Genomic DNA, 14894 nt, shown 5'->3' on the forward strand with positions numbered 1-14894 from the left:
TCTCATGAACATGCCGCTCGTCAAAACGACCAGCTCCATTCCGGCGCAGAATGTGCCGCAGGCTCCGGCTCAAGCCGCGGCCATCGTCGCGCTGCCGAAATCATCCAGCAACTTCATGACGGACACGCTGTTTCCCAATCTGCGTGCGCTGGCCGCGCGGGTCATCCCGCCGATCATCATGGTCGTGCTGATCTTCGCCATCTGGCAGATCCTCTGCATGAAGCCGGGAGCGACGCTGCCTTCGCCGTCGCGCATCTGGGCCGACGCCAAGGACCTCATCGTCGATCCGTTTTTCGTGACCGGCCCGCAGGACATCGGCCTCGGCTGGCGCGTGATGACCTCGTTGCAGCGCGTGGCCGTCGGCTTTGGCCTCGCAAGCGTCGTCGGCGTTCTGGTCGGCGCGATCATAGGTCAGTCGATCTGGGCGATGCGCGGCCTCGATCCGATCTTCCAGGTGATGCGTACCGTGCCGCCGCTCGCATGGCTGCCGATTTCGCTGGCGGCGTTCCGCGACAGCAACCCGTCGGCGATCTTCGTGATCTTCATCACCTCGATCTGGCCGATCATCATCAACACCGCCGTGGGCATTCGCAACATTCCACAGGACTACCGCAACGTCGCCGCCGTGGTGCGGCTGAACCCGCTCGAGTTCTTCTGGAAGATCATGATCCCGTCGGCGGCGCCGTACATCTTCACGGGCCTGCGCATCGGCATCGGTCTGTCCTGGCTCGCCATCGTCGCGGCCGAGATGCTCACCGGCGGTGTCGGCATCGGCTTCTTCATCTGGGACGCATGGAATTCGTCACGGCTGTCCGACATTTTCGTGGCGCTCGCCTACATCGGCATCGTCGGATTTGTGCTCGATCGCATCGTCGCCTTCGTCGCGAACATCGCGACGCGCGGCGCACAGGCAAGCTGAGGAGAACCGCAATGACTTATCTCAAAATCGATCACGTCGATAAGGTCTTCACCCGCGGCTCGACCCAGAGCGAGGTGCTGAAGGACATCAACCTGACCGTGGAGCAGGGCGACTACGTCTCGATCATCGGCCATTCCGGATGCGGCAAGTCGACGCTGCTCAACATCATCGCCGGGCTGACCAACGCGACCCAGGGCGGCGTGCTGCTGGAAGGCCGCGAGGTGAATTCGCCGGGACCGGATCGCGCCGTGGTGTTCCAGAACCATAGCCTGCTGCCTTGGCTCTCGGTCTACGACAACGTGCGCCTCGGCGTCGACAAGGTGTTCGGTTCGACAAAGACCCGCGCCGAGCGCGATGAATGGGTAATGCACAATCTCAATCTCGTGCAGATGACCCACGCCAAGGACAAGCGCCCCTCGGAGATCTCCGGTGGCATGAAGCAGCGCGTCGGCATCGCCCGCGCGCTGGCGATGGAGCCGAAGGTGCTGCTGCTCGACGAGCCGTTCGGCGCACTCGATGCGCTGACCCGCGCGCATCTCCAGGACTCGGTGATGGCGCTGCATCAGAAGCTCAACAACACGGTGATGATGATCACGCACGACGTGGACGAGGCCGTGCTGCTGTCCAACCGTATTGTGATGATGACCAACGGCCCGAGCGCGCGCATTGGCGAGGTGCTCGACGTGCCGCTGCCGCATCCGCGCAAGCGCCTCGAACTTGCTGCCAACCCGATCTACCTCAAGTGCCGGCAGCGCGTTCTCGAATTCCTCTACGAGCGTCATCGCTTCGTCGAGGCAGCTTGAAGCAGGGTTGAAACGAAAGGAGCACACGCCATGACTCCCACGCAGGTTTCACTTGTTCAGGACAGCTTTGCGAAGGTCGTGCCGATTGCCGATCAGGCGGCGGTGATCTTCTACGACCGGCTCTTCGAGATCGCGCCGCAGGTCAAGCCGTTGTTCAAAGGCGACATGGCCAAGCAGCGCCGCGCGCTGATGGGAACGCTCGGCGTCGTGGTCAACGGCCTGTCCAACCTGCCGGCAGTTTTGCCGGCGGCGAGTGCACTCGCCAAGAAGCATGTCGGTTACGGCGTCGAGGCCGCGCACTATTCCATCGTCGGCGCGGCGCTGCTCTGGACGCTCGAGAAGGGGCTTGGCGAGGCGTGGACATCCGATGTCGCCGGCGCGTGGGCGGAGGCCTACGGCACGCTATCGGGTTTCATGATCGGCGAGGCTTACGGCCAGCAGGCAGCGGCGGAATAGGAGTCGCGACGGTGAGCGAGCCTCTTGTCATCATCGGTAACGGCATGGCGGCGGCCCGCCTTGTCGAGGAAATGGCCAAGCGCGCACTCGGCCGATACGCCATTGCCGTGATCGGCGACGAACCGCGGCTGGCCTACAACCGCGTGCTGCTGTCATCGGTGCTGGCGGGCGAGGCGACGTCGCAGGAGATTGAGCTGAAGTCCGCCGCCTGGTGGCGTGACCGTGGCGTTACCGTCACTTACGGTTGCGCGGCGCAGTCGGTCGATCTCGCTGGACGCACGGTGCATCTCGCGAATGGCACGAACGTCCCATTCTCCAAACTGGTGTTCGCGACCGGCTCGACGCCGTTGCGGCTGAATGTGTCGGGCGCCGATCTTGCGGGTGTTCACACTTTCCGCGACAGCCGCGATGTCGATCAACTCATTGCGCTAGGCAATGCGAAGGCGCGCATCGTGGTGGTCGGCGGCGGTCTGCTTGGACTGGAAGCCGCATATGGCCTCGCGAAAGCGGGATCGAAAGTCACGCTGCTGCACCTGATGGATCGCCTGATGGAGCGTCAGCTCGATGCGCCTGCGGCGGCGCTGCTGAAGCGGCTGGTCGAGATGAAGGGTGTCGAGGTGGTGCTCGGCGCGAACACGAAACAGATTCTCGGCGAAAGCCGCGTGCAAGGCATTGAACTGGCAGATGGCCGAACCATCGAGGCGGACGCGGTTGTTTTCGCGGCGGGCATCCGGCCGAATGTGTCGCTGGCGAAAGACGCAGGCGTCCCGGTCAATCGCGGCATCGTGGTCGACGATCAGTTGCGCACCGGCAGCGCCGGAATCTACGCGCTCGGCGAATGCGCGGAGCACCGCGGCACCTGCTACGGCCTTGTCGAACCTGCTTATGAGCAGGCGCGGGTGCTGGCCGATCATCTGGCCGACGGCGCGACGGATTATTCCGGCAGCGTTGTTGCCACCAACCTGAAAGTCTCTGGCGTCAGCGTGTTTTCGGCCGGCGATTTCCTCGCTGCGGCCGATAGCGAAACCCTCGTGTTCAACGATGAACGACGGGGCACTTACAAGAAACTGGTGGTGGCCGAAGGCTGCCTCAAGGGAGCGGTCCTGGTGGGCGATACCCAGGACGCGCTCTGGTATCTCGACCTGATCAGGACAACGGCGTCCATCGAAGCGATTCGCGGCGACATCATGTTCGGTCGCGCGCTCGCACAACCCGACCCGTCCCGATCAAAGGCCGCATGAAAAATGTCCGGTGATTTTTCTCCCGACCAGAAACGCTATCTCGAAGGTTTTGTCTCCGGCCTCAGCGCCTCACGCGTGGCGCGGACCAATGTTCCGGCGAAATCCGAACCTGTCGGACCCGATGCCATTCACTTCAAGGCGCAGGACCGCACCGTGGCCGCCGGCGGCAAGCTGGTGGATCAGGAAAAGTGGAAACGCGACGAGCATCCGTTCGACGCCTATCCGCGCCTCGTCAAACAGGCGGAGACCAATGAGGCTCCGAAGCCTGCGGACAATTTCCGCTGGCGTTACTATGGCATCTTCTACGTTGCGCCGACGCAGTCGTCCTACATGTGCCGGATGCGGATTCCCAATGGCATCCTGACCCACTGGCAGTTCGCAGGCGTTGCCGATCTCGCCGAGAAATTCGCCGGTCCCTATGCCCACGTGACGACGCGCGCCAATCTCCAGTTGCGTGAAATCGAGCCGAAGAACGCCGTCAACATCATCGAGGGTATTCAAGATCTGGGCCTGACCTCGCGCGGCTCCGGCGCGGATAATATCCGAAATGTCACGGGGACATCGACGGCGGGTGTCGATCCGCAGGAACTTCTTGATACTCGGCCCTACGCGAAGGCATGGCACTTTCACATTCTCAATGAACGCGCGCTGTACGGTCTACCGCGCAAGTTCAACGTCGCATTCGACGGAGCGGGGCGCATCGCCACGCTGGAAGAAACCAACGACATCGCCTTTCAGGCGGTAGAGATAATGGATGGTCACGGCGTCGATGCGGGTATTTATTTTCGGCTCTCGCTCGGCGGCATCACCGGTCACAGGGATTTTGCCCGCGACACCGGCGTCATTCTCAAGCCCAGCGAGGCGATCGGAATTGCCGACGCCATCGTGCGCGTGTTCATCGAGAACGGCGACCGCACCAACCGCAACAAGTCGCGGCTGAAGTATGTGCTCGATAGCTGGGGCTTCGACAAGTTTCTCTCGGTTGTCGAAGAAAGACTCGGTCGCAAGCTGGTGCGCATCCCGGCGGAGGCCATTGCGCCGCGCCCGGCCTATGATCGTCTCGCCCATATCGGCGTGCATCCGCAGAAGCAGGCGGGGCTGAACTGGATCGGCGTTGCGCTCAAGCTGGGGCACCTGTCGCCGGAGCAAATGCGCGGTCTGGCCAAGCTCGCCGCCGATTTTGGCGACGGCGATATTCGCCTCACGGTCTGGCAGAACCTCCTGATCTCCGGCGTGGCGGACGCAAATGTCGCGACCGTCGCCGCAGCCATCGACGCGCTCGGGTTGTCCACCACGTCGTCGGCCATTCGCGCCGGCCTGATTGCTTGCACCGGCGCGACCGGCTGCCGCTTCGCCGCCGCTCATACCAAAGAGAACGCCGACGAGATCGCGGCCTGGTGCGAGGAGCGGGTGCCGCTGGAGACGCCGGTCAACATCCATCTCACCGGTTGTCATCACTCCTGCGCGCAGCATTACATAGGCGACATCGGGTTGATCGGCGCGCGGGTGCCCATCAACGACGACGGCGATACGGTCGCCGGCTATCACGTCCATGTCGGCGGCGGGTTCGGCCCGGACGCGGTGATCGCGCGCGAACTCATCCAGAACGTGAAGGCCGAAGACGCGCCGCAGACCATCGAGCGCGTGCTGAAGGCCTATGTCGCGAACCGGACATCGAGCGACGAGACATTCATCTCCTTTGCCAAGCGTCATGATGTGGATGCGCTGCGGCAGTTGATGGACGAAGGAGTGGCGGCATGAACCAGATGTCTCCCACGCCGAACTTCGAGATTATCCCGGAGACTGCGCCATTCTCCGACGAGCAGCGTTCGTGGCTCAATGGTTTTTTCGCCGGATTGGTATCACTCGACAACGCCGTAACGCCACTCTCGCCGGAGCAGGGCGCTGCGGTGATGAAGGGAGCCGCCGGAGACGGCGACGACGGGGAAGCGCCGTGGCACGACCAGACCATGCCGATTGCCGAGCGCATGAAACTCGCGGCGGGCCGTCCGGTTCGCCGCAAGATGATGGCGGCGATGGCGCAGCAGGATTGCGGCCAGTGCGGCTACAACTGTCATGACTACTCGGAGGTCATCGCCAGCAAGGCCGAGGCGCGACTGAACCTCTGCGTGCCGGGCGGCAAGGAAACCGCGCGAATGCTCAAGTCTCTCTATGAAGAGCTTGAGGCAGCGCCTGCCGCCGCATCGTCCCCCGTAAGTGTGCCTGCGGCCGCGCCCGTCGTCGCCACGCCGCTGGCAGAGCCCGGCCGCTCGCGGGACAATCCGGCGAAAGCCTCGTTCCTGTCGCGGCGGTTGCTCAACAAGCCGGGCTCCGAGAAGGAAACATGGCATATCGAGTTCGATCTTGCGCCGGCCGGTCTCGATTATGTCGTGGGGGATTCCTTCGGCGTGTTCGCACGCAACGAGCTCGGTCTGGTGGATCAGATCATCGCGATGCTCGGCGTGTCGCATATGACGGAAATCAACGGCAAGCCGCTGCGCGAGGTTCTGCTGAACGATGTATCCTTGTCTCCCGCGCCCGATACGCTGTTCGAGCTGATCTCGTTCGTGACCGGCGGCGCGCAGCGAGAGAAGGCGCGGGCGCTGGCATCCGGCGACGATCCGGATGGCGATGCGGCCAATCTCGACGTGCTGGCGGCCTTGCAGAAATTCTCCGGCGTCCGTCCGCACCCCGAAGCCTTCGTTGAGGCGCTCGAGCCATTGCAGCCACGGCTCTATTCGATTTCGTCGTCCAATAATGCGACGCCCGGCAAACTCTCACTAACCGTCGATTCCGTGCGTTACGTGATCGGCAAGCGCAAGCGCCTCGGGCTCGCCTCGACGTTCCTGGCGGAACGGATCAATCATGGCGAGGAACTCGACGTCTATGTGCAGAAGGCGCACGGCTTCGGCCTGCCGCAGGACCCGAACACGCCGGTCATCATGATTGGCCCGGGTACCGGCATCGCGCCGTTCCGCGCATTCCTGCACGACAGGCAGGCGACGAAAGCTCCGGGCCGCAACTGGCTGTTCTTCGGCCATCAGCGCAGCGATTACGATTTCTTTTATTCCGACGAACTAAACGCGATGAAGACATCCGGCGTGCTGACGCGGCTGTCGCTGGCATGGTCGCGCGACGGCGCCGAGAAATTCTATGTTCAGGACCGGATGCGCGAAGTCGGCCGCGAACTGTGGAGCTGGCTCGCTGACGGTGCGCACGTCTATGTCTGTGGCGATGCCAAGCGGATGGCGAAGGATGTCGAGCGTGCGCTGGTGGACATTGCGGCGCAGTTCGGCGCGCGCACAACGGACGAAGCCATCGCCTTTGTGGCCGATCTCAAGAAGAAGGGCCGCTACCAGCAGGACGTCTATTGATGAAAGACGGGGCGGGAACTGTCATTTTGGCGGAGATGGTTCGTTCTCCGCAGGGCCAGGCGGGAGGAATTTTCTCTCTCCCGGCGCGGACGACGGCAACTTTATCGTCTTTTTGCCGATCGGCTTGTAAGTCACTGACGGAGCAATTCAATATCGCATCTGATGATCGATTGGAGATCGGCGATGCGCGATGTTGTGTCTGGACTAGAAGCCCGTGCCCGGGCGACCTCGGCTTCCGGGCAACCGGCAGACCGCATCCATATGCTCGCTGTTTACGGCGCGTTCGCATTGATTGCCGCCATCGTGTTCGGCACGATCTCCTATCATCCGTTTTGATTTCTGATCCGTTTGTCGTGCGGGTTTCCGCATGACAAACGTCGATTCCTCACTCGCTCCCGTCAAAACCACATGTGCCTATTGCGGCGTCGGCTGCGGCGTCATCGCGACGCCTGACGGCAAGGGCGGCGCGACAATTGCGGGCGACAAGGAGCACCCCGCGAATTTCGGGCGGCTGTGTTCCAAGGGATCGGCGCTCGGCGAAACGCTGGGCCTGCACGAACGGCTGCTGCATCCCATGATCCGCTGTTCGAACGACAGGTTCGAGCAGGTGGACTGGACCGACGCGCTCGATCATGTCGCCAACCGGCTTCAGCACATCATCGCCAAGCATGGACCCGGCTCGGTCGCATTCTATCTGTCGGGCCAGTTGCTGACAGAAGACTACTACGTCGCCAACAAACTGATGAAGGGTTTTGTAGGCACGGCGAACGTCGACACCAATTCGCGGCTCTGCATGGCTTCGTCGGTAGCGGGTCATCGCCGCGCGTTCGGCGCCGACATCGTGCCGGGATGCTATGAGGATCTCGAGGAGGCGGATCTGCTGGTGCTGGTCGGGTCGAACGCTGCATGGTGTCATCCGGTGCTGTTCCAGCGGATGATCGCCAACAAGCAGACGCGCGGCGCGCGCATCGTGGTGATCGATCCGCGCGAGACCGAAACCTCCGGCGACGCGGACCTGTTTCTCGGGCTGAAGCCCGGCACCGACACTGCTCTGTTCAGCGGATTGCTGACCCATCTCGCCGACAACGGCGCGGTCGATCAGGCCTATATCGACACGCATACCAGTGGCTTCGACGACGCGATCGCGAAAGCGCGGCGCATTGCCGACGGCGTGACAGCGACGGCGCTGGCGACAGGACTTGCTGAATCCGATGTCGCGGCGTTCTTCCAGATGTTTGCGAAAACGGAGCGCGCGGTGACGCTGTACTCCCAAGGCGTCAACCAGTCGGCGCAGGGCACCGACAAGGTCAACGCCATCGTCAATTGCCATCTCGCGACCGGCCGCATCGGCAAGCCGGGTGCTTCTCCGTTTTCGCTGACAGGCCAGCCGAACGCCATGGGTGGTCGCGAGGTGGGCGGCCTCGCCAACCAGCTTGCCGCGCATATGGGATTCACGCCGCCGGACATCGACCGCGTGCGCAGGTTCTGGAAAGCGCCGCATATCGCAACGCATGAGGGGCTGAAGGCTGTTCAGATGTTTCAGTCCATCGGACGCGGCGAGATCAAGGCGCTGTGGGTGATGGGCACCAATCCGGCGGTGTCGCTGCCGAACGCCGACGCGGTGCGCGCGGCGATGCGCAAGCTCGATCTGCTGGTGATCTCGGAGAATGTGCAATCCAACGACAGCGTCAATTCCGGCGCGCATGTGTTGCTGCCCGCACATGCGTGGGGCGAAAAGTCCGGCACGGTAACCAACTCCGAGCGGCGGATTTCGCGGCAGCGCGCGTTCCTGCCGCCACCGGGGCAGGCGAAGCCCGACTGGTGGATCGTGAGCGAGGTCGCCAAGCGTCTGGGGTATGGCGCGGCGTTTGCGTACAAGTCTGCCGCAGATATTTTCCGCGAACACGCAGAACTGTCCGCGTTCGAGAACAACGGCAGCCGCGACTTCGACATCGGCGCGTTCACATCGCTGTCGGACGAGGGCTTCGACGACATGAATCCGTTCCTGTGGCCGATGGCGAGCGGCGCGAAAGGCGAGACGCCGCGTTTCTTCGCCGAGGGCGGGTTCTTTACCAACGATCGCAAGGCGCGCTTTATCGCGCCCGACATGCCGATGCTGCGGGGAGAGACGTCCTCGGCGCGGCCATTGCGCCTGAACACCGGACGCATCCGTGACCAGTGGCACACCATGACACGGACCGGCATGAGCCCGCGTCTCGGCCAGCATTTGCCGGAGCCGTATGTCGAGATTCATCCTGACGATGCCGCGCAGGCGAATATTGTCGATGGCGGCTTCGCGAGACTCGCGACCGATCTCGGCCAGTGTATTCTCAAGGTCGTCGTCAGCGAACGGCAGCAGCGCGGTATGCTGTTCGCGCCGATCCACTGGAGCGAGGAAAATTCGTCCGGCCGTATCGGCGCGATGGTTGCGCCCTTCACCGATCCGTTCTCCGGTCAGCCCGAAAACAAGGCCACGCCCGTGGCCATCGAGGCTTTTGCTTTCACCCAGCGCGGCTTCGTGTTGTCGCGCAAGCCGATGTCGTTTCCGAAAGGTGTGTGGTGGGCGCGTGTCGCGGTCACGGGCGGTTACGGCTATCTGTTGGCCAGCAACGCCGAACCTGTATCCTGGAAGTCGTATCTCGCGCCGCTGGGTGAGGCAGGGCACATTGCCGAGTATGAAGACGCCGCACGAGGAGTCTATCGCGCAGCTCAGTTTGCCGGCGAGGCGCTTGAGGCGTGTCTGTTCATGGGACCGGCGACCGATGCGCCGGACTGGGATGCGGTGAAGGCGATCTTCGCGGCGGAGACGATCGGCGACGAGCAGCGGCGGTTGTTGCTGTCAGGAAAGTCCGCCGATGGTCTCGCCAGTGACGGTCCGGTCGTGTGCGCTTGCTTCGGAGTCGGCCGCACCGCGATCTGCGGCGCGATTGTGGATGGTGCACGTACCGCCGCCGACATCGGTGCGAAACTGAAGGCGGGCACAAACTGCGGGTCGTGCATTCCCGAACTCAAGCGGCTCATCGCGCAGACGGATGCGCCGCAGCCGCTGGCGGCTAGCGCTGCGAGCTGAACGGCGCGATCTTGATCCCGCTGCGCTCGAGTTCACCGCGGACCTGACGCGCGATGTCGATGGCGCCCGGCGTGTCGCCATGGATGCAGACCGTGTCGATCTTCACCTTGATGACTTTGCCTGACGCCGAGGTGATCGCTCCGTCCTGCACCATTCGCACCACGCGCTGGGCGATCTGCGGTGCATCGTGCAACACCGAACCCGGCTTGCTGCGTGCCATCAACTGCGCATCGTCTTCATAAGCTCGGTCGGCGAATACTTCATGGATCAGCTTCAGCCCTGCTGCTTCACCGGCGCGCACCAGCGCGGAGTTCGGCAGCACCACGAAATACAAATTGGGATCGACGGCCTTGATCGCGGCGGCAATGGCGCGCGCTGTCATGTCGTCGACGCAGCCGACGTTGGAGAGCGCGCCGTGGGCCTTCACGTGCGTCACCTTGTGACCGGCCAGCGCGGCCACCGCCTGCAACGCGCCGATCTGGTAGGCGACCATGGTTTCGATCTCGGACGACTTCAGGCCGGGAATCGGCCGCCGTCCGAACCCGTGCAGGTCGCGATAGCCCGGATGCGCGCCGATGCTGACGCCACGTTGCTTCGCGAGCTTCGCGGTCTTGAACATGATGTCGGAATCGCCCGCGTGAAATCCGCAGGCGACGTTGACGCTGCTGGCGAGGCCGAGCATCGCGTCGTCATTGCCCATCTCCCACGCGCCGAAACCTTCGCCGAGATCGCTGTTGAGATCGATGGTCATGACTCTGTACCTTGTGTGAGATTACAGCTCGCCGGTGTCGATGGCATTGACCGCGACGCCCGCGACATTGGCCTTTTGCAATTCGACGAGATTGAGGCTGGAGCCACCCGCCTCGTGAATCCGGGCGGGCAGGGATTGCAGGAATTCGGATAGCTTGCGCGCCTCGGCCTGCGCGTCCTCGACGCTGATGGCCTTGAAGCGAAAGATTGAACCCGACTGCATTTGCGCGAAGCGGCCGAGGTCGGCGCTGATGACTGTCGCAATTTTGGGATAGCCGCCGGTCGTTCCGTGATCCGCCATCAACACGATGGGCTGACCATTGCCGGGCACCTGAATGCTGCCGTGGACCGCGCCGTCGGAGACGATGTTGTGACCGCCGGAATGTTCGACCTTCGGACCCTCCAGGCGATAACCCATGCGGTCGCTGGTGGCCGAGATGCGCCACTCACTGTTGAGAAACACATCGCATGCCGCGCCGAACTCGTCGTCCTGCGGTCCCATCACAACGCGGATCGCCGATGCCGATTGATCGTAAGTGTCCAGCGCCCGTTCGTGCGGCGCGAGTTGCGCCGTGCCGACATCCAGCGCATCGCCTGGCTGCAGCGGGCGGGGAAAGGGGCTGCCGAGGCCCGAACGCGCGTTGACGGAGAGGCTGCCGAACACCGGCTCGCCCGCGATGCCGCCCTCGATTGCGAGGTAGCTGAACATGCCCTGGCGCGCCGCGCCGAGCTTGAGCGTTTCGCCTTCCGCGATCAGCGCCGTCTGATGGTGGGCGAGCGGTGTGCCGACAATATCCGCGACACGCACGGCTCCCGACAAGGCGACGCGAACAGCGCCATTGCGCGCAGTGAATGATGCGCCGAACGGCCCGATTTCGATAGCGGCAGCAAACGGCGCGTTTCCCGCCAGATAGTTCGCGACGGCAAGCGCCACACGATCCATCGCGCCGCTGGTGGTGAGGCCGTAACGCTGCGCGCCGAAGCGTCCGGCATCCTGAACCGATGTAGCGGGTCCGACGGTGACGACGACAAGCTGACTCATGACGCGACCAGTTCGGCGACGGTCTCGCCGCGCTCCGCCGCGCGATCGAGCGCGGCAAACTCACCGGCGGGGATGGCATGGAAGTTCACGGCGTCGCCGGGCTCCATCAGGAACACCGGATCGCGGCGCGGATGGAACGTCCGCACCGGTGTGCGCCCAAGCAGGTGCCATCCGCTCGGGGCCGCGAGGCATTGCACGCAGGCCTGCACGCCGCCGATGGAGATGGTGCCGGGCGGTGTCTCCGTTCGCGGACTCTCGCGCCGTGGTGTTGCGATGGCGGGATCGAGCCCGCTGAGATAGGCGAAGCCGGGCGTGAAGCCGATCATCGCCACGCGATAATCGCCGCCGGTGTGCCTGGCGATGACGTCCGAGGTCGAAATGCTGTGCGCACGCGCGACATCGTCGAGATCGGCGCCGTAGTCGCCACCATAGACCACGGGTACACGCCAGCGCCGGATCGCGGTTTCGGGCGGGACAGGCAGTTGCGCCAGCGCGAGCAGCTTTTCCGACAATGCCGTGTAGCTGACCTGAACCGGATCGTAGTGAACCAGCAGCGAGCGATAGGTCGGGACAGTTTCAAGAACGCCAGCAATGGCTTCCGTTGCAACATTACGATCGAGGTTAAGGACCAGCCGGTTGATGGCCGGATCGATGCTGCGGCCGAATTCGACGGTCAGGGCGGTGTCGCCGGACGGCAGGATGCTGGGCGGGGTTGTCATCGATTGGCCGTTAAGTCTCGCGGACAAGGCTGAGCGCAGTTGTCCGATAAACGGCTCCAAATGGCAAATAAGTCAGCGTTATCGCGACGCATAAACCTGCATTACCGGTCACGCGAATGTCGCCTTGACGCCAAGCCGCGCTTTCGCAAAAAGGCAGGCCCACCACGCCGCTGATGGCGCCCCAAACCGGAGTTTCCCGACATGTCGCTCTCGCCAGACGCCATCGCAACGCTGAAAAAGATCACGACTGCCACCATCACGACGATCCTTCTCAAGAAGGGACTTCGCAATGTCTGGCTGCGCGGATCGCGTCCGCTGCGTCCGGGGCAGGAGCGCCTGGTCGGCCCGGCCTTTACCTTGCGTTTCGTGCCAGCGCGTGAGGATCTTGCCACGCCGGAATCGTGGTCGAAGCCGATCTCGACCCGCACCGCCATCGAGGCGATGCCGGCGGGCTGCATCGCGGTCGTCGATGCCATGGGCATTACGGATGCGGGCATCTTCGGCGACATTCTCTGCGCGCGTATGGCCAAGCGCGGCGTCACCGCGTTGGTCACCGACGGCGTGGTGCGCGATCTCGAAGGCGTGCTCGGCACCGGCCTGCCGGTGTGGTGCGATGGCGCGTCCGCGCCACCGTCAGTGGCCGGCCTGACGTTCGTGAACTGGGGCGAGCCGATCGGATGCGGCGGAGTTGCAGTGTTTCCCGACGACGTGATCGTCGCCGATCAGGACGGCGCGGTTCTGATCCCGCAGGCGTTCCTCGAACTCGTTCTCGCGGAAGGTCCGGAGCAGGAAGCGATGGAAGGCTGGATCGTCAACGAGGTCAACAACGGCGCAGCGTTGCCCGGCCTCTATCCAATGAACGCCGAAACCAAGGCGCGCTATGCTGCGTCGAAGAAATAGGCGCAGAACTTATTGGGCATGATCTGATCCCGAAAACCGGTTCCCGTTTTTCGGGATCATGCCTTGGCGCGCCGCCAGCCGACCACGGAGGCTTCGACGAGGCTTCCCGATTCGCTGTTGCGCCATTCGCCGTTCACCCGGCGACATGCGAACGGAAGCTGGTAGGTTCCGCTCTTGTCCTCGCACAATACCTGAACAGCTTCTTCGGGCGGCGGTTCACCGTTGCCATCGAACTCGGCGAGCCGCTGCAAACGTGTTGCCATCGGCAAACTCCCTTCAACTCGAAAATGCACGCGCATCGGGCAGCATCCACCGACGTGACCCGAGCGCGGAAACCTCAATGAATCTATGAGATTTGCGTTTTTCGTATGACGCTGCGCCGGGAACCCCCGCGAGACAGATTTTCCACAGAAGCCCCGGTGTTTCATCGAATGGAACAAGCATTGATTTACGTCTTTCCGCCGACGATGGGCGGCGGAAAGGAGTAGTCTCATGCGGCAGCTTGCAATCGCACTTATCGGCGCGGGCGGGATTGTCCTGCTTGCTGGCGCCGTGCGGAACCATGGCTGGTCACTGGCCGATCAGATCTGCGCTCGCGGCGCAATTTTGTGTGACAACCCGTGGTGGGTGCTCATCGCCATCGCAGTCCTGCTGTTTATGGCGACGATCCAGACCATCGTCAAAACGTGAGCGGCGTAGCGTTCGCTTACATCGCGAGGGCCTGACAGAACTCGTCGAAGGCGACGGTCTGCGCCGTCAGTCCGACCGCGGACGCATCGGCTCCGGCAGTATTCTGCGTCTCGATTTCGGCAGGACGCGCCTGCGTATCGCGCGACGCGTCCGCGAACCTCGGTTGCTCGAAGCGCTTGGCGCCTTCCGCGTCGATGGCGAACAACGGGCGATATTTGCCGAAGTTGCTGTCCTCGAGCATGATGAAACTGCGGTTGTCCAGCATTCGCCAGTGTCCGTCGATGCGCGCCGCAACCACCGCATGATCTTCACCGCTCGCGGTTTCGCGCATGATGACGAGCCGGAGATCGTCAGCCGCGACACCGGCCGCGCGCAGCGCAACCAGCTTGGCGATCGCATAGTCCTCGCAGTCACCTGCGCCGGCCTCGAGCGTGGCCAGCGGGGAGGTCCAGTGGTCGTCGACGCCGTACTGCGCACGGTCGCTCACCGGACGGATCGCGAGATTGAAGGCGCGATTGACTTCACCCAGACGTGCAACACCGTCGCGGGCGGCAGCGGCTTTCACGATCGCAAGAAATTGGAGGGCGGGCTGCGATGTGCAATGCGCAGGATCGCGATCGCAGTCGGCGACGATGGCCGCTTCCGCCGCTATCGCGCGCTCGACATTGCTCCATTTGGTGCGAAGGGGACTTTCTGGAAGCATCGAGGTCGAGAGGCCAAACGGCTCCGGCGGAGGGCTCTGCTGAGCCGCCGATGGTGTGAGGACCTCATCCCTCAGCGCATAAGCTGCTGCATGAGCCGATCCGCCCAATACGCTGAGAATTAACGCGAATACAACAGCGCTCGCGCGCGCATAAATCCAAGCCGACATGTGACGCCCCGTGTCCGGACATCGGCTTGCTTATGCGAGCACGTGGCCGGATCATTCGT

Annotated in this window: 15 protein-coding genes; 10 read left to right on the top strand and 5 right to left on the bottom strand. The window is 63.3% G+C overall.

What is annotated here, in order from left to right; genetic code table 11:
* Positions 1–4 precede the first annotated feature (4 nt).
* The 8 genes from ntrB to AC1RKJ_RS01695 all read left to right on the top strand — a co-directional run bounded on the left by ntrB (position 5) and on the right by AC1RKJ_RS01695 (position 9863).
* On the top strand, positions 5–919 hold the full coding sequence (gene ntrB, locus AC1RKJ_RS01660) for a nitrate ABC transporter permease (protein ID WP_492789172.1): 915 nt from the start codon (positions 5–7) through the stop codon (positions 917–919).
* 11 nt (positions 920–930) lie between these two features.
* Positions 931–1722 (top strand): ABC transporter ATP-binding protein, encoded by a 792-nt coding sequence (locus AC1RKJ_RS01665; RefSeq protein WP_492789173.1) that lies wholly within the window; start codon positions 931–933, stop codon positions 1720–1722.
* A 30-nt stretch (positions 1723–1752) separates the two neighbouring features.
* Positions 1753–2178 carry a globin family protein gene (locus tag AC1RKJ_RS01670; RefSeq protein ID WP_492789174.1) on the top strand — a complete coding sequence of 142 codons (426 nt, stop codon included), beginning with the start codon at positions 1753–1755 and terminating at the stop codon, positions 2176–2178.
* Between the two features lie 11 nt (positions 2179–2189).
* Positions 2190–3419 carry an NAD(P)/FAD-dependent oxidoreductase gene (locus AC1RKJ_RS01675; protein WP_492789175.1) on the top strand — a complete coding sequence of 410 codons (1230 nt, stop codon included), beginning with the start codon at positions 2190–2192 and terminating at the stop codon, positions 3417–3419.
* A gap of 3 nt (positions 3420–3422) precedes the next feature.
* A complete protein-coding gene (locus AC1RKJ_RS01680; RefSeq protein WP_492789176.1) occupies positions 3423–5180 on the top strand; it encodes a NirA family protein in 1758 nt (585 codons plus the stop codon).
* Entirely contained in the window at positions 5177–6793 is a 1617-nt protein-coding gene (locus AC1RKJ_RS01685) for a sulfite reductase subunit alpha (protein WP_492789177.1), read from the top strand. The genes AC1RKJ_RS01680 and AC1RKJ_RS01685 overlap by 4 nt, the downstream gene beginning before the upstream one ends.
* Before the next feature lie 183 nt (positions 6794–6976).
* Positions 6977–7129: a hypothetical protein gene (locus AC1RKJ_RS01690; RefSeq protein ID WP_492789178.1), complete on the top strand. Its 153-nt coding sequence runs from the start codon at positions 6977–6979 to the stop codon at positions 7127–7129.
* A gap of 31 nt (positions 7130–7160) precedes the next feature.
* Positions 7161–9863 (top strand): nitrate reductase, encoded by a 2703-nt coding sequence (locus AC1RKJ_RS01695; protein WP_492789179.1) that lies wholly within the window; start codon positions 7161–7163, stop codon positions 9861–9863.
* Here AC1RKJ_RS01695 and AC1RKJ_RS01700 read toward each other — a convergent pair.
* From AC1RKJ_RS01700 to pxpB, 3 genes are read right to left on the bottom strand one after another with little or no spacing between them, the layout of a single operon-like run.
* Positions 9847–10614 carry a LamB/YcsF family protein gene (locus AC1RKJ_RS01700; protein ID WP_492789180.1) on the bottom strand — a complete coding sequence of 256 codons (768 nt, stop codon included), beginning with the start codon at positions 10612–10614 and terminating at the stop codon, positions 9847–9849. The two genes, AC1RKJ_RS01695 and AC1RKJ_RS01700, sit on opposite strands and share 17 nt — an antisense overlap.
* A gap of 21 nt (positions 10615–10635) precedes the next feature.
* Positions 10636–11655: a 5-oxoprolinase subunit C family protein gene (locus AC1RKJ_RS01705; protein ID WP_492789181.1), complete on the bottom strand. Its 1020-nt coding sequence runs from the start codon at positions 11653–11655 to the stop codon at positions 10636–10638.
* Positions 11652–12374 (bottom strand): 5-oxoprolinase subunit PxpB, encoded by a 723-nt coding sequence (pxpB, locus tag AC1RKJ_RS01710; protein WP_492789182.1) that lies wholly within the window; start codon positions 12372–12374, stop codon positions 11652–11654. The genes AC1RKJ_RS01705 and pxpB overlap by 4 nt, the downstream gene beginning before the upstream one ends.
* A gap of 201 nt (positions 12375–12575) precedes the next feature.
* Here pxpB and AC1RKJ_RS01715 point away from each other — a divergent pair, with 201 nt between their 5' ends.
* A complete protein-coding gene (locus AC1RKJ_RS01715) occupies positions 12576–13274 on the top strand; it encodes a ribonuclease activity regulator RraA (protein WP_492789183.1) in 699 nt (232 codons plus the stop codon).
* A gap of 56 nt (positions 13275–13330) precedes the next feature.
* Here the strand turns inward: AC1RKJ_RS01715 and AC1RKJ_RS01720 are convergent, their stop codons facing one another.
* Entirely contained in the window at positions 13331–13537 is a 207-nt protein-coding gene (locus tag AC1RKJ_RS01720; RefSeq protein WP_492789184.1) for a hypothetical protein, read from the bottom strand.
* Positions 13538–13766: 229 nt separating this feature from the next.
* Here AC1RKJ_RS01720 and AC1RKJ_RS01725 point away from each other — a divergent pair, with 229 nt between their 5' ends.
* Positions 13767–13964, top strand: a complete 198-nt coding sequence (locus AC1RKJ_RS01725; RefSeq protein ID WP_492789185.1) for a hypothetical protein — start codon at positions 13767–13769, stop codon at positions 13962–13964.
* 16 nt (positions 13965–13980) lie between these two features.
* On the opposite strand, the gene AC1RKJ_RS01730 is transcribed toward AC1RKJ_RS01725, so the two are convergent.
* Positions 13981–14835: a transglutaminase-like cysteine peptidase gene (locus AC1RKJ_RS01730; RefSeq protein WP_492789186.1), complete on the bottom strand. Its 855-nt coding sequence runs from the start codon at positions 14833–14835 to the stop codon at positions 13981–13983.
* Positions 14836–14894: the final 59 nt, after the last annotated feature.

Source organism: Afipia sp. GW822-FHT04G07 (genome assembly GCF_058800765.1).

Bases quoted from the DNA above. Each gene is read 5' to 3' on its own strand.
- ntrB (WP_492789172.1), top strand. From the start codon at position 5: ATGAACATGCCGCTCGTCAAAACGACCAGCTCCATTCCGGCGCAGAAT.
- AC1RKJ_RS01665 (WP_492789173.1), top strand. From the start codon at position 931: ATGACTTATCTCAAAATCGATCACGTCGATAAGGTCTTCACCCGCGGC.
- AC1RKJ_RS01670 (WP_492789174.1), top strand. From the start codon at position 1,753: ATGACTCCCACGCAGGTTTCACTTGTTCAGGACAGCTTTGCGAAGGTC.
- AC1RKJ_RS01680 (WP_492789176.1), top strand. From the start codon at position 3,423: ATGTCCGGTGATTTTTCTCCCGACCAGAAACGCTATCTCGAAGGTTTT.
- AC1RKJ_RS01685 (WP_492789177.1), top strand. From the start codon at position 5,177: ATGAACCAGATGTCTCCCACGCCGAACTTCGAGATTATCCCGGAGACT.
- AC1RKJ_RS01690 (WP_492789178.1), top strand. From the start codon at position 6,977: ATGCGCGATGTTGTGTCTGGACTAGAAGCCCGTGCCCGGGCGACCTCG.
- AC1RKJ_RS01695 (WP_492789179.1), top strand. From the start codon at position 7,161: ATGACAAACGTCGATTCCTCACTCGCTCCCGTCAAAACCACATGTGCC.
- AC1RKJ_RS01700 (WP_492789180.1), bottom strand. From the start codon at position 10,614: ATGACCATCGATCTCAACAGCGATCTCGGCGAAGGTTTCGGCGCGTGG.
- AC1RKJ_RS01705 (WP_492789181.1), bottom strand. From the start codon at position 11,655: ATGAGTCAGCTTGTCGTCGTCACCGTCGGACCCGCTACATCGGTTCAG.
- pxpB (WP_492789182.1), bottom strand. From the start codon at position 12,374: ATGACAACCCCGCCCAGCATCCTGCCGTCCGGCGACACCGCCCTGACC.
- AC1RKJ_RS01715 (WP_492789183.1), top strand. From the start codon at position 12,576: ATGTCGCTCTCGCCAGACGCCATCGCAACGCTGAAAAAGATCACGACT.
- AC1RKJ_RS01720 (WP_492789184.1), bottom strand. From the start codon at position 13,537: ATGGCAACACGTTTGCAGCGGCTCGCCGAGTTCGATGGCAACGGTGAA.
- AC1RKJ_RS01725 (WP_492789185.1), top strand. From the start codon at position 13,767: ATGCGGCAGCTTGCAATCGCACTTATCGGCGCGGGCGGGATTGTCCTG.
- AC1RKJ_RS01730 (WP_492789186.1), bottom strand. From the start codon at position 14,835: ATGTCGGCTTGGATTTATGCGCGCGCGAGCGCTGTTGTATTCGCGTTA.